Below are 14,418 nucleotides of genomic sequence, written 5' to 3'. Positions count from 1 at the left end.
ATGATGGATCAATTAACCTCCGAAGAACAGTTTTTATTGTTAGGAAAAGTTTCGGGCTCCTTAAGCCCGGATGAGGAAAATGCATTGGAACAGTTGTTCCAATCTAATCCGCACGCTCGTCAAGCTTATGAAGAACTGGTAAGTTCATTACCTGTTGAAGACGTTACTGTCCATTTTGCACAGCGAAAAGAAAATCCTACGTGGAGAGACCTTAAGACGGAGTTCCAGGAACGGGGGCAATCGTCACTTGTTGTTAAGCAGGTTCCATTTTATAGAAAAAAATGGATTGCTGCCGCTATGGTGATCGGCGTAATGGCAATGGGAGCTGTACTTTGGCAACAGTTCCGTAAATCTGTAAAAACGGATCTCATTAAAATACCTTCAACATCTGCTATCGAATTAAAGTTAGCAAACGGTCAGGTAATCAACCTTTCGCAAGAACAGGGGACCATCAATGTCGGTACTGCGCAGCTCAACAACACTAACAAGTCACTTAATTATGCCACAGGTAATTCCCCAACGGTGGCAGGTATCAACACATTGACTGTACCGATAGGTATGGATTATAAAATTAACCTGTCCGATGGATCGGAAGTCTGGCTTAACTCAGCTACCCAATTGGAATTCCCCCTTTCATTTTCGGGGAATACACGTGAAATTACTATCAACGGGGAGGCATATATAAAAGTGGCGAAGAATGCCCTAAAGCCATTCCTGGTACATCTACCGCACAGCACTGTACAGGTCCTAGGCACTGAATTTAACGTGAACACCTACGATTCCGGTGTTGTGAGAGTAGCGCTGGTAGAGGGATCAGTAAACATGCATGCTGCTACAGGAGAAAGCAAGCTAACACCAGGCAAACAGGCCATATATCAAATCGGCAAGTCGATTACCCAAGTGGTCTTTGAGGAACGTAATGTGTTGAGTTGGCGTAAAGGGTTATTTTACTTTAATGATATCAGCCTGGAAGAAATCAGCAAGGTATTACTGCGTTGGTATGGCGTTAAGGTCGTCATAGAGAATCCAGCCCTCCTTTCTCGACAGTTCAGCGGTGTTATCAATCGAAACCGCCCGATACAATATTTCATAGAAGATTTGAAAGTAATATCACATATAGATGCGGAGTTAGACAGAAATGGAGTGTTGCATTTCAAATAAGGGGTAGCACCAGTTAAATTACGCCTGTTCTCAAAAAAATAAAAAAGCCCGCAGATACAATGTAGTAGTGGTGATAGGCCTTCAAATCTTTTTTGCTTAAATTTAAGTCACCCTATTATCTAAAAATATAAAGAATGGCAATAGTCAGAAGATTGTTATACTTCCTCCTAATAGTTACCGCAAGTATAGAGCCGGGACTTAGCCAGGAATACCGGCAATCTATCGACATGCATATTCCTTTTATGCCTGGTAGTGTAATTATGAATGGAATACCTACTGTTTACTATGAACTTTATTTGACTAATTTCTCAAATGATTCCATAAGCTTGGAAAAGATGGAAGTATTGGATGTTATTGATTCTTCCGTTGTTGTTTCCTTTAACAGGAATGATTTGATAAATAGGTTTAGCAGGCTAGGATTACAAATGAAGGATACAGAAAATATAATTGCACCAGGTAATTCAAGAGTAGTCTATCTTGAATTGCAAAATGATAAAAGGGATGTGCGACTGATTCATCGTCTTAATTTCGCATTATCCCAGGGTAATAAAAAGCAAACATTTTCGGTTCAGGGTGCATTTAATAGCTTATCAGAGAAGCCGCGAATAGTTCTTGGAGCACCTTTACGTGGTGGCCCCTGGGTTGCAGTTTACGATCCTTCCTGGAGCCGTGGGCATCGCAGGGTAATTTATACTGTTGGTGGGAAGGCCCGGATTCCGGGACGTTTTGCCATAGATTTCATCAAGCTTGATAAGCGTGGACACTATGCAAACGGAGATAATGATGTGGTGAAAAATTGGTACGGCTATGGAGCAGAGGTGCTTGCGGTGAGTGATGGTATTATTTCAGCCACCAGAGATGATTTTCAGGAAAGTACCACCTTGTCAAATCATCCTGAATGCCCCGCTGAGAAGGCAACAGGAAACTACATTTCACTAGATATAGGAAATTACTGTATCGCATTTTACGAACATCTGAAACCAGGAAGCATCAAAGTTGTAACCGGACAACGGGTAAAAAAAGGAGATGTCATTGCAACTGTCGGGTTTACTGGTCAGACTACCGGTCCACATCTTCACTTCCATGTTGCAGATCAGCATTCAGCGCTTGGAGCGGAGGGTATTCCTTTTGCATTTGAAAGTTTTACGGTGCTGGGCGCATATGCTGATTTTGGCAAATTTGGCAAGGATCTCTGGATATCAGTTAAAGAATCGGGAAACGATTAATAAATGCAGAACCGAAACCGGTCTCTTGCCTAAAAAGAGAAAAGCTCTAAAACCTTTATCACTAAAGACTTTAGAGCTTCTTAACTTAAAAAATAATTCTCAGGGTATTAATTCCAGGCACAGCATTCGCAACTGGGCTCTTCTACAGGTGGGGTCGCTTTAAAACTCCACACAGCGCCACGTGCAGTCCATTCATCATTCCCGTGAATAAAAGCCTTGCCGGAATTTTTTCCGGTCATCAATAAGTAACGCGATGGCGCACAAACAGGATAAGCATAGTGTTGTGTAAAGCGCATTCCGCTTTTGGCCAATGCGTCAAAATTAGGCGTTTCGATTTTTTGCTGACCGTAACTGCCTAATTCACCATAGCCCATACCATCAGCAAGAACATCATTTACCTTAATTGCTTTTGTCGCGTCGGATATTATACACTTTTCCGGTGGTTCCTTTTTCGCTTTTGGGCAGGATAGAAAACCTTTTATCAAACAGGATCGCCTGATGAGATATAATGATAGGGGCACTACCGTAAGTAGTCGTCTTGTCACTGAGCTTTTCCCAGAATCCAGAGGCGTATTCGTTCACAGGATGCTCAGGGGTGTTCACTTCCTCAGCATTCCCTTTAAGCAGGAAGATACTGTCACCATTAATCTTCTGTATCTGGAATAACGCGTATTGCTGCCCCGTTTCACGGGCTACATTGTTATCAATGATCATTTCACCTCCGATAGATCCATAAAGAATATCCCCTGTTTTGGGATGCGCGAAATAGTCAGCTACTATTTGCTCGTTTGCTTTCCTGAAATGAGTACTAATGGGAGCGGCTATACAGAGCACCGCAAAGAGGGATACGATAACACAGGCCCCCCTCCACAGACGGAGCGGAGTTTTACTTCCTGCTTTCAACTCCTTATACTTCGCCCACATTTCCGGTGACCATTTGGCGATTTTTGTTCCGTCATCACTAATAGCCATGCCATATTTAAAGGAGGGCATGATGGGGCCGAGCCACCATATATAACGTTGCATTACGTACAGGGTGATACCCTTCTTCCCCTTAGGAGAAACCAGGTCCGGAAAATGCTGGTGCCGATGCTCAATACTTCGGACTTCGTAAATATATACCATACTGATTTATGAAAATGTGTTATTTGCTTTAAAATAATTAATTTCTGAACCTAAAATATACATACCGGTTAAAACATTGGATGCGCATTAGCTGCCTGGTCAGGAACATCCTGCTGCGCATCCCAATGTTCTGCTATCCTTCCGTTTTCCAATCTGAAGATGTCAATCGTTGATTTTAGCTTTCCATCAGGCTTAATATTTTTGATATGTAAAAATACCAGATCACTATCCGCAGCAATATGCTGTACGTCTATCTTAGTTTTTGGAGCACCTTTGAACCAGGCCGCCGCCGCTTTCTTAAATGCAGTTGCGCCATCGGACACACCAGGGTTATGCTGTATATAGGTGGGTAATATGTATTTATCAACTGCTGCTGTGTCTTTATCACCGAACATTTGTTGGTAAAATGCCAATACTACTTTTTTGTTTTGCTCCTGTACAGTTGACGGAAGATTGGATACCTGAATCGTAAAATCTGATGGTTTATCACGCGAATGACAACCGACAAGAAGCAGCCCTATGAGCCAGAGTAGTCCAAATCCTATATTTATTTGGGGACGCTCTGATATTGAGAAAATTTGTTCTTGCATTATTCTTTTTTTAGTATAAATACTGGGTAAAAATACACAAAACCATTTGATTGTTTCCTATAAAACACCTATAAAATGACTCCAAGATTGTATTAAATTTTCAAGACAAAAAAAGTGTTATTAGATTCACTTTTTCGGTTACTAAAATCATGCATCGGCATAGTGACGATTCTGTTGAAGAACGGAGACAGCAGGCCTAAAGACCAGATGACCACCGCCCATGATTTCTTGTGTACGTCAATCCCTACCTAAAATTTTTGACCCCGGAAATCATCTGGATTTTGTAACTTTCTGATAGGTATAGTGCAGTGTTTTAATTGTTAATAATTGCGAAACTCCCAGTTATCGCTTATCAAAATTACGGCGGCCCCCAAAGGGGTGACCGCAGAATACCTGTCTAAAAATTTGGCATCCAATAAATTGAACGTATGTTTAGCGGATATGGCTACCCACTTTGCCCTAAACAAATGGGGACCTTATAAGAACAATTACTAATACTAACTTCGAACACCTTTAAACAATCTATCATGAACCCTTTTCCGTTTATTTCTTCCAAACTATCTATCATTGTATTGAGAATATCGTTGGCGATCATTTTCCTCATTCATGCCATCGTGCGTATCAAAACCAAGGGGAGCATCGATGATTTTGCCAATAGCACCTTTAATAAAATCTGGTTCATTACTCCCAAAATGATTGTATGGGGAATAACGTCATTTGAGATTATTGGAGGGATATTGTTGATCAGCGGCATTTTTGTTAAATGGATTTCAACAGGTTTTATCATTTTATTGCTAATGGGGATTATCATCATTCACGCCCAGTTGGGATGGTTCGTCGGCGAATTTGGAACTGGGGGCTGTGAGTACAGCTTTATTTTGATCATGGCATTTATCGTTGTTGCAGCAACTGACATGAAAAGGGTCGACGGGCAACCATTGTAAATACGAAAATTAACTCCGGAATGACAGACTACTCGATAGATCAAAATATAGAATGACAGAGAACGATGTTCTTAACTGCAAGTTGAATTTAGGGACAGAATTTAAAACCAGAATAAACAAAGACGGTAAACAGGAGATCATTCGAATTATTAAAGAGTCGCCGTTTAAAGCAAGGCGGTTTCTCCATACTTCGCAGTTAGTACCAAAGATTATAGATTACTGGGAGATTAAAACAGATGAAAAAGAATATAACTTCCGTCCTTTTTCTGCCACTACAATATTAGCATCATAAAGCTGACGGACGGAAAGGGTGTCAAAATAGTTTTTAAAAGTGATGTCTCGGTTTGGGGCTGGAGAACTGACTGTTATCAGGCAAATTATTCCAATAATGATGGAACGCATAAGAATGAATTTTGAAGACAGAACAATAATATAGTCTCCAGCTAATATGTTTTCCAATTTGGGATGAACATGGAGAATCATGTGATAAAATCCACATTTTGAGGTGTCTATTGCTTGACACAAGTCACAAAGAGTATATTATCCATATTTCAAAGGCAAGAATGAAATGAGGTCATACCAGGCAATAACAATTGAAAGGGTTAATTTTAAATAATGGGACAGCCGTCACCGATTTTAAAAGTAGAGGGGTTAGGAAGTAACTTTGATCTAGGTTAAAGGTTTGAAGGATTTCAGGGTGTTCTGGATCTACATTTACTTATTAGAAAATAAAAGTTCAGCATTCCTTACACCAGTAAGGAAGATGAACAGGAGAAAAGGATAGTAAAAGGAATGTTTGAAACGTGATGAAGGTGGACAGTAGGTATCATTTTTAATGGCATCCAGAAAATGTAATATTTCAGTTTCTGAAATCGGTTTACGCCGTTCGTTTTTCTTTCTTCGCTTATCTCCTCTACGTGTAAAAGTGGATTTTGACGGATTTCTCCTGAATAAACTAGCCAGGCGTATTAAAAAACGGATGGGCTAACTACTTTATCAACTTTAGATATCAATTTGTTTCTCTTTTGTGTAAATAGGCAATATATATTTAGCTAAAATATCAAAGGCCCTTTTTGCTTTCGATGAATTATAATTTCCTTGTGTGAAAACAATAACAAGGTCCAGGCTTTTGATTATCATAATATATTGACCACCATTGCCAGAGGCAAAAAGAACATCTTCCTGAAAACTTTTAGTCTTAATTATTTCCGTATACCAATAGTATCCATAGTACGTAGGCCGGGGGATAGCTATTTCCGACCTACTGAATTTTACAAAGGAAAAATCAGGTATAGGAGTTAATGTACTGGTTGATTCCCTCAACCACGATGCTGAGACAATTTGTCGGCCATGCCAGCTCCCATTTTGTCTTACTAATTCCCCAAATTTCATCATGTCTATCGGCCGAATATAAAATGAACCGGCGGGTGTCGCATGACCACTGGAGTCAACTGTCCATCTATAGTCCGTAATACCCATTGGATCAAATAAATATTCTTTGGCAAAATCCATGATCGACATTTTTGCTGTATGACTAATGATCCCGCCAATGACCATTGGATTACAGGAAGTATAAGCCCATACCCTCCCGGGAGCATTCTTCATAGGAAGGTCCAGGGAAAATCTAAGCCAATCTTTAGTAATCACCATTAGCTCCTCACAATCCTTTTCACCATTAAATTCTTCACAGTCAAACCCAGACTTCATTTCAAGAAGGTTTTTAATGGTCATTCTCTTCTTTCGATCATCATAATTACTGAAAGGTGCATACTCCGGAAAAAAGGAATATACTTTTTGATGTATGTTTTTGATGAATCCTTTATCAATTGCGATACCCGTTAAGAGGCTGGTAATTGATTTAAAGGAAGAGCGGGAATCGTGTAAGGAATCTCTTTTCCAACCATTAAAATAATGCTCATAAACCAGCTCTCCTCCTTTAGAAATCAGTATGCTATGAATGCCTGTATAGACATTTTTCTCAATATCGGCCGTCAGACTATCCAGCAATTTCCGCTGAGACACATTCAATGATTGACAATTAGCAGTATGAAGCATTACTAAAAGCAGGAAAAAAGGAAGGGCTAATTTGTTCATCATATAGTTAGCTTAAAGATATGGAAGGTTCGCAATAGCACCCTTCTTAAAGTTGAAAATAACCAAAAATGCATTGATCGGGAAAATAAATTATTGTTGTGAGTGGGGAGTTTATACAAAACACGCATTGCGTATAATTTTTACAATCAATTGATAAATAAAGCCTATCAGTTTAATATTAAATATTTTGAAAATTGTTCAATTGCGTCTATTTTCGAGTTGCCTGTCATTGTAAGTTGACACTCATCAAACTCAGCACAGGCAAGGATTATAGCGAAATTAAATAACAAAGAACGCAGACTTGATAGACAACAGTAATTTGCAACATCATCTTCATATAGCTAAAACTTTGGTGTACAACAAATGTGGCTTTGACTTTAGCGAATTAATCGTCGAAGACGAAAGCCAAGAATATGGAGCTTGTAATTTTAGACTGAATGGACTAAAAATAAAATTCAGAATTTCTAAAATCACACCGACTAAGACAGGACAATTCGTAACTATTTGGAAACGCAATGAAAAAGGGATAACTCAAGCATTTAGCTTTACAGACGAAATTGATTTTGTTATTATTTCTTCACAAAATGGAAACGACTTTGGGTAATTTATTTTCCCCAAACCAGTATTGCTTGATAAAGGAATCATAACAGGAAACGGTAAAGAAGGGAAACGTGGAATGAGGGTTTATCCATCGTGGGACACTGTAACAAATAAGCAAGCAGAAAAAACCCAACTTTGGCAGACAAAATATTTTTTAAAAATTGACAATAACAGTAAGACAAATTTGAATTTGGCTAAACAACTTTTGGGGACAATTGCCGAGACTGATTGCCGAGACGAACAACGAACAGGCAATAGTCATAGGGTAGATATAATGGATATCTGATTCCATTGTATCTCCATCTTAATACGATTCTTCCCTTATTATTACCTATGCTGATTTCGCCCTTCTTTGTCTTTTTGGAGCATCCCATTTTGCAGCCCAAACAGGGTATTTAATGGGTTATTTTGGGTTACAAATCCTGCTACATTTCAAAATATTCCAAAAGCAAAAAAGCTCTAAAACCTTTATCACTAAAGACTTTAGAGCTTTTTATTTTTCAGTCGGGACGACAAGATTCGAACTTGCGACCCCTAGCACCCCATGCTAGTGCGCTACCGGGCTGCGCTACGTCCCGAACTTTTTCCGGTTTTCCCTCTCCGGGAGAGGACGGCAAAAGTAGTAATTTTTTGTATACAACAAAATTATACAGACTTTTTTTTGTAATTTATGCGAAAGTCAGGCCCCGGATTTGTAGTAGTTATAATGAACTAAACCACTGTGCTATGAAGAAGTTACTCGGTATCACAGGCGTCGTTTTGCTCTTAACGCTAGGTTGTGTGCCGCCAAAAAGGCCGCCTTCACCACCACATCCTCCACGCCCGCATGCTAATTACGCATTGCTGCATATCACTCGGCTGGATGAAGGTAGTATCCGGTTTTGGCACTAATCCCGGTTCATGCCCTTGAATATAAGCCAGACAATCAATATCAGTATGGCTACCACAATAATGATCCCTGCCAGGACCCCCGCTTTGAAAATTGCGCCAATGATCTTGCAACTGGTTAGGGTAAGCAGGCAGCAGACCAGTAGGTAATGGATGTATTTTTTCATCGAGATACGTTTGATACTGCTATACATTACACTTTAACCAGGCTATTCGTTCAAAGGATATTCTGCTACCCACCTAAACGGCTGTCTCTGCAAAATAAATCTAGTCAGATCAGTTGCGATTTTCCGGTAATTGTCGATAATTGAATTCCATGGAACCAGGCGTGGTGCGGATAGTCAGTGTATGCTTAACGGTATCAACTACATACCTGGAGGGCACTATTCCGAAAAATCGTAATCGTAAATTAGCCTCATTGCCATTATCCAGATATATTTGCTGTAGATGCCGGTAATGAGTAGGCGCATCCGTAGGAACAGTGCTATGTTCCACCGTATAAATCCCAAATAGCGGAGGATGTTGATTCATTTCAAATGATAAACTTATCAGGGTGGAAATAGTTCTACTTTCCAATACAATGATTGTCAGCAAACTAAGAATTTTTACACTCAGGTAAATAGATTTCCCGGTTCGGCTCGTATATATCGGTATATACTGACGGGTAGGGGGCACAGCCTTATTGGTAAAGAAAAACAGGTATAGACGCCATAACTCCGGCGCCGCAATGAAAATGGATACCAAAACCAGATGTATAGAAAACAATTTGACAGGGATATCGTAACAAAGATTCAACATGGCAACATTCCCCATTACCCCAATCGAAAGGAGAGCGCCAGCTAAGCTGGTTCGACGGAACAACAGGAGGATGGCAGGAATCACCTCTGCAAGTCCCATAAAAAGGTTGTACCCTTTTGAATAACCAAAGAATTTCCAAGCCAGGCCCATAGGAGAGGATTCCCCAAAAGCCGTATCCAGCATCAACAGGGTGATATCAGGAAATTGACTCTTGATAACCTTGCTCAGACCGTAACTAAACAGTATTAATGCGAGATTATAACGGAAGATGACTAACGCCCAATACTGCTGCCGTTCAATGGAGCGACGCTTTCGATCAGCCAAACTCCAGATCACACTGCCGGTAATTGCCACTAACAGGATGGTAAAAACGCTGACATAGTGATAAAGGGTATCACTACTGCCTGTTGGATGAATGTCATTGACATAAGCCGCCCCTTTCAGCCACCGCCCAGTATGAGTGGTCAGCCACTGCCAGAAAGGACTTAGGACTGTAATATTCATCAAAAAAGACTGCATCTGGAACAGGTAAAGAAACAGATACAAGGAGAAGAAACCAAACAAAACTCGCCCCAATATTAAACGGAAACTGGCCGTCGGATGTTGATTCATTAGGATAGAGAATTTGTAACAAGATCGGAAAATATGCGTCAGGGGCTATGCCCAATGGATTGTTTTTTAATCTCGATTAGTTGAGCTGTTGTCGTTAAATTACATATATTGCAGTATGACGGCGGAATGCCGTGGATATCTACAATTGTTATGTAAGTTTGATCCCTCTTGCTGTAATAACCACAATCGATCAAATGCTATCTGTAATGAACCTTAAAACGCTGTATCAGAGAATCCGGGAAACAGGTACTATAGGGAAATCCCCGGAGGAAAAGAAGATAATTGTTCTGGTTAACACGTTAAGTCTGTTCACGGGCTTTTTTGCATTGACACTAGGACCACTCCTAGCTGTTGCTACTAAACAGCAAGGAATCATGTTTCCAGCAATACTGGAAGGCATGGCCTTTGTTTCCATAATTTTTATTAATCGTGCTGGGTGGAATACCGCTGCCAGCATATTAATGTTGGTGGCACAAAACTTTTCTGCATTTTATTTCGGATTACTATTCGGACCAATGACATCTTCCGCATTGGAATTATTGATGCTTTGTCTAGTTAGTGCCTCCCTACTGATTTTCCGGAGCCTGACTATACGAGTGGCTACCATCGCGCTGGCAATAATAGGCGTAGTGGCATTTGAGCTTAATTTTAAAAGATCATTTGTTACGCCACTGGACCTATCAATAGAAAATCAATATATCGTCAGATGGTTGGCAGTTGGAACGATCTTTTTCCTCAACCTGGTAGTGATTTTCCAATACGTACGACAAACGGATAAAACCAAAGAACTGGAAATCGCTAATCTGTATAAAACATTATATCTCCAAGAAACCTCTCATGAAATCAGGTCTCCTCTAAACGCTATCTTTGGCATCAGCCAACTACTACTCATGCAGTTGGAAAAATCGAAGCAAAGAGGGAGAGACAAAATTGAACTCAATGCCATCTTGCCTTTGGCCGAACACCTGTATGCAGCCAGTTACAGCGTGAGAGGTATTATCAATAATATCCTTGATCTCGCCAAAATTCAAAAAGGCAAAACAGACGATATCACTGCAGATCATATTGAACCTACCGAATGGCTAAAAGATATAGTCAATACCCATACCTATATCTCTAAACAAAAGAATGTAAAGATTCAACTGGAGGTCGATAGAAGAATGCCAGCAGTTATTATCGCAGATGCGGTGAAGCTAATGCAGATTGTAAATAACCTGATCTCTAATGCGATTAAATTCTCCCCGCAGAATGCTAGCATAAACGTCAGTCTTGCCCCGAAAGAAAACACCTGGCAACTCAGAATCAGCGATGAAGGCCCAGGAATCAAACAAGGGTTTGAAGATAAAATTTTTGATGCCTTTGTCTTTGAAAAGGTGGACTTCTTTGAAAGTACCGGCCTCGGACTCTCTATCTCCAAACGCTTTGCTGAACTAATGGGAGGAGAACTTCAACTGGAATCCACCGGAGATAAAGGTTCTGTCTTTCTGCTTACATGCCCCCTTCAAATTGGTAATAAATCACGTGTACAAGATCTCAAACCTACCATCTTCGAAAGCGAATATAAAGACCTCCATGTGCTAATTATTGAGGATAATCTTATGAGCCAAATGATCATCAGCAAATTCCTCACAGAAATGAACTGTATCATTTCGGTTGCTGGCGATGGTAGGGAAGGTATTGACCTAGCCCATCAGCAGAAACCAGATCTTATTTTCCTGGATACGCATATGCCCGTTCTCAATGGCCTGGATGCTCTGAAAGAAATACGCAAATCTTCGGACCTGTCCAATATACCAGTAGTCGTTGTTTCCGGAGATGCTTTCAAAGAATCTATTGAGGAAATAATGGTGGCCGGTGCAAATGACTATATTACCAAACCAGTAGAATTTAAACAATTACAGCATATCCTGCAGAAGTATTTTAAAGAGGAGCCGCACCATTAATGGTACGACTCCCATCTGAAATTTAGTTCTGGAAATCGCTTCCAGGATGGCCACCGCGTTTATACCTTGCAGTATTTAACTCCAGCCATTGTAAATGCCCTGTAATCATTAATGTAATGTTTTCCAGGAATTTATTGACAGTGCTATTCCATTCCCCGAAATCCGGAAGTACAGTACGTAAGACTATAAATTCCTGGATATCCGTATTGTGAATAGCGATGGCCTTAGTATAAGCCTCTTCCATAGTACAATTCTCTTCATTTCGAATAATCAATACTAAGTTTAAAACATCATGACCATCTTCCAATGGGGCAGAGTAAAAATCGTTTGCCCACGCCATAATCCGGCAAGTTAATTGCGCAAACCGGCGGATAATCGGATGCAACGCAACCTCGTCCGGCAGCACAGTACCTGTTTCTAATTCTATCAGGTCCACCAACGGATATACGCAAGCGGCTATCTCTCTGATTAATTTGTACTTCTCCAGTTTGGGGAATTTTAGTTGACTGCGATAAGGTATTTCAAGTTGCATACCTTTGAAATAACTATCCAGACTATTGATAAATCTGTTCATCCAAGAGGCACCTCCCAACTTTAAAAGTTCCTTCCGCAAAACAGGCAATTGCAGATTGGTAATGGTATCCGACTCAACAGCTTGCCCTCTGAGCGCTGCGATTACTTGCAGTCGTAAAATCTCCAACTGTTCAGTGTTACATCTTTCGTACGCGTCATCATTGATAAAAGCCCATAAGGAAAATCTGCAAATGCTGATCAAGCCGCTGTAACTGGTTTTAGGGAATAATCGTGCGCCTACATACCCAACACCGGTATGCTCATATTTGCGCCTTATCTTCTCTGGTAAATAGCCATAGTCCTGATTAATCCAAGACTTGATTTCGTTTTCCAACTTTTCGGCAAATGGGCTGATTGCATCTTCGAACGGACAGTAGATGTCACGGTAAGTGAGTGTTTGCATAATTTGTTTACGTTTTAGAAGTGAATATGAATTGAAGTGGACTTCTCAAAGCATTCTCGGATACTGCATGAAAATGAATAGTTTGGTAGTTGTTTCTTTAGGATAATTGACCCACTCACATCGATTGTATAGGCATAAGAAAGTGTATGGCAGTCCTAAAATATTTACGTATTAATTTGGTATGGCAATTCTCGGCAAGATAGAGATTTCGAAAATTTTGATTAATAGATTGATGACTAGTCCTCTATTTAAATACTGTTTTGTTAACTTCGATTTGGGTTAAATCTGATTCTACATGATACATCTCTTTCAGCCACTACATCTCCGCTCCATTACCCTAAAAAACCGCATCGCGGTATCTCCGATGTGTGAATACTCTTCTGAAGATGGTTTTGCAAACGACTGGCACCTGGTACACCTGGGTAGCCGGGCAGTAGGAGGGGCGGCACTGGTGCTGACGGAGGCTGCTGCTGTTTCTCCAGAAGCACGTATCTCTCCACAAGATCTGGGTATCTGGAAAGAGGAACATATCCCAATGCTACAGCGTATTACGCAATTTATTAAGTCGCAAGGCGCTGTGCCAGGCATGCAATTGGCCCATGCGGGCAGAAAGGCGAGCACTTCGCGCCCTTGGGAAGGCAATAAAGCGATCCCGCATGATCAAGGCGGCTGGACGCCGGTAGCCCCTAGCGCCATCCCTTTCAATGAGGTATATCCCATGCCAGAAGCCTTAACAGATGAGGGTATTAGAAAGGTGATACACGATTTTGCTACGGCCGCTGATAGGGCCATCAGAGCCGGATTTGAAGTCATCGAACTGCATGGTGCACACGGCTATCTGATCCATAGCTTTTTGTCGCCCATCAGTAACCACCGAACAGATAACTATGGCGGCTCCTTTGAAAACAGGATACGCCTAATCTTAGAAATTGTAATAGCGGTAAGGGCGGTGATCCCTCAGCAATATCCCTTGCTGGTACGCATGTCCGCGACCGACTGGGTACCCGGCGGCTGGACACCGGAAGAATCCGTGAAACTGGCGGCTGTGCTGAAAGAAGAAGGCGTGGACCTGATCGATACTAGTAGCGGTGGACTTTCAAAAGACCAGAAAATCCCAGTTGGACCATTATACCAAGTGCCCTTTGCGGAACAAATTAAAAAAGAAACAGGGATCGCTACCGGGGCGGTTGGGTTAATTACTACCTCCTCTGAAGCCAATGGAATCATCGCTGATGGCCGAGCCGATCTGGTGCTGATGGCCAGAGAACTGCTACGCGACCCTTATTTCCCCCTGCGGGCAGCCACTGAACTGGACTTCCAGGAGATGCCATGGCCTATTCAATACGTTCGCGCAAAAAGAACACATAAATAGAAGTTGAATTAAAAGTAAAAACTTTCCTTCCTGTCGTCCCTGCCCATCGGGCAGGGGGCGACGAAAAAGACAAAAACGAGAGGTGACGT

13 protein-coding genes, 1 tRNA gene and 1 pseudogene are annotated in these 14,418 nt (G+C 41.1%); 7 read left to right on the top strand and 8 right to left on the bottom strand.

Annotated features, from left to right (window positions below; genetic code table 11):
- Positions 1 to 1,161 (top strand): FecR family protein, encoded by a 1,161-nt coding sequence (locus JO154_RS02840; RefSeq protein WP_291941670.1) that lies wholly within the window; start codon positions 1 to 3, stop codon positions 1,159 to 1,161.
- Positions 1,162 to 1,295: 134 nt separating this feature from the next.
- On the top strand, positions 1,296 to 2,387 hold the full coding sequence (locus tag JO154_RS02835) for a M23 family metallopeptidase (protein WP_291941668.1): 1,092 nt from the start codon (positions 1,296 to 1,298) through the stop codon (positions 2,385 to 2,387).
- A gap of 107 nt (positions 2,388 to 2,494) precedes the next feature.
- On the opposite strand, the gene JO154_RS02830 is transcribed toward JO154_RS02835, so the two are convergent.
- The 3 genes from JO154_RS02830 to JO154_RS02820 form a co-directional block, all read right to left on the bottom strand.
- Positions 2,495 to 2,872, bottom strand: coding sequence for a sulfatase-like hydrolase/transferase (locus tag JO154_RS02830; protein WP_291941666.1), 378 nt, complete (start codon positions 2,870 to 2,872; stop codon positions 2,495 to 2,497).
- Positions 2,787 to 3,512 (bottom strand): hypothetical protein, encoded by a 726-nt coding sequence (locus JO154_RS02825; RefSeq protein ID WP_291941664.1) that lies wholly within the window; start codon positions 3,510 to 3,512, stop codon positions 2,787 to 2,789. Before JO154_RS02825 ends, JO154_RS02830 begins: the two co-directional genes overlap by 86 nt.
- Positions 3,513 to 3,580: 68 nt before the next feature.
- On the bottom strand, positions 3,581 to 4,102 hold the full coding sequence (locus JO154_RS02820; RefSeq protein WP_291941662.1) for an ester cyclase: 522 nt from the start codon (positions 4,100 to 4,102) through the stop codon (positions 3,581 to 3,583).
- A gap of 527 nt (positions 4,103 to 4,629) precedes the next feature.
- Between JO154_RS02820 and JO154_RS02815 the strand changes: the two genes are divergently transcribed.
- On the top strand, positions 4,630 to 5,046 hold the full coding sequence (locus JO154_RS02815) for a DoxX family membrane protein (protein WP_291941660.1): 417 nt from the start codon (positions 4,630 to 4,632) through the stop codon (positions 5,044 to 5,046).
- Between the two features lie 1,002 nt (positions 5,047 to 6,048).
- On the opposite strand, the gene JO154_RS02810 is transcribed toward JO154_RS02815, so the two are convergent.
- A complete protein-coding gene (locus JO154_RS02810) occupies positions 6,049 to 7,143 on the bottom strand; it encodes a serine hydrolase (protein WP_291941658.1) in 1,095 nt (364 codons plus the stop codon).
- Between the two features lie 349 nt (positions 7,144 to 7,492).
- On the opposite strand from JO154_RS02810, the pseudogene JO154_RS02805 reads away from it, so the two are divergent.
- Positions 7,493 to 8,026: pseudogene (locus JO154_RS02805) on the top strand (MepB family protein).
- Between the two features lie 218 nt (positions 8,027 to 8,244).
- On the opposite strand, the gene JO154_RS02800 reads toward JO154_RS02805, so the two are convergent.
- Positions 8,245 to 8,318 (bottom strand) — tRNA-Pro (locus JO154_RS02800).
- Positions 8,319 to 8,466: 148 nt separating this feature from the next.
- Between JO154_RS02800 and JO154_RS02795 the strand changes: the two genes are divergently transcribed.
- Positions 8,467 to 8,631, top strand: coding sequence for a hypothetical protein (locus tag JO154_RS02795; protein WP_291941657.1), 165 nt, complete (start codon positions 8,467 to 8,469; stop codon positions 8,629 to 8,631).
- On the opposite strand, the gene JO154_RS02790 is transcribed toward JO154_RS02795, so the two are convergent.
- Positions 8,628 to 8,795 (bottom strand): phosphatidate cytidylyltransferase, encoded by a 168-nt coding sequence (locus tag JO154_RS02790; protein ID WP_291941655.1) that lies wholly within the window; start codon positions 8,793 to 8,795, stop codon positions 8,628 to 8,630. The genes JO154_RS02795 and JO154_RS02790 overlap by 4 nt on opposite strands.
- Positions 8,796 to 8,904: 109 nt before the next feature.
- Positions 8,905 to 10,038, bottom strand: coding sequence for a hypothetical protein (locus tag JO154_RS02785; RefSeq protein ID WP_291941654.1), 1,134 nt, complete (start codon positions 10,036 to 10,038; stop codon positions 8,905 to 8,907).
- Positions 10,039 to 10,244: 206 nt separating this feature from the next.
- Here JO154_RS02785 and JO154_RS02780 point away from each other — a divergent pair, with 206 nt between their 5' ends.
- A complete protein-coding gene (locus JO154_RS02780) occupies positions 10,245 to 11,981 on the top strand; it encodes a response regulator (protein ID WP_291941653.1) in 1,737 nt (578 codons plus the stop codon).
- Between the two features lie 22 nt (positions 11,982 to 12,003).
- Here the strand turns inward: JO154_RS02780 and JO154_RS02775 are convergent, their stop codons facing one another.
- Positions 12,004 to 12,957 (bottom strand): hypothetical protein, encoded by a 954-nt coding sequence (locus JO154_RS02775; RefSeq protein ID WP_291941651.1) that lies wholly within the window; start codon positions 12,955 to 12,957, stop codon positions 12,004 to 12,006.
- A gap of 295 nt (positions 12,958 to 13,252) precedes the next feature.
- On the opposite strand from JO154_RS02775, the gene JO154_RS02770 reads away from it, so the two are divergent.
- Positions 13,253 to 14,329: an NADH:flavin oxidoreductase/NADH oxidase gene (locus tag JO154_RS02770; protein WP_291941650.1), complete on the top strand. Its 1,077-nt coding sequence runs from the start codon at positions 13,253 to 13,255 to the stop codon at positions 14,327 to 14,329.
- The last annotated feature ends 89 nt before the right edge of the window (positions 14,330 to 14,418 follow it).

Origin of the sequence: Chitinophaga sp., assembly GCF_019236475.1 — a bacterium.
In the GTDB taxonomy this organism is placed as follows: Bacteria; Bacteroidota; Bacteroidia; order Chitinophagales; family Chitinophagaceae; genus Chitinophaga.
The sequence above is the reverse complement of the archived record's forward strand: the minus strand, read 5'-3'. Positions and strand labels throughout refer to the sequence as shown.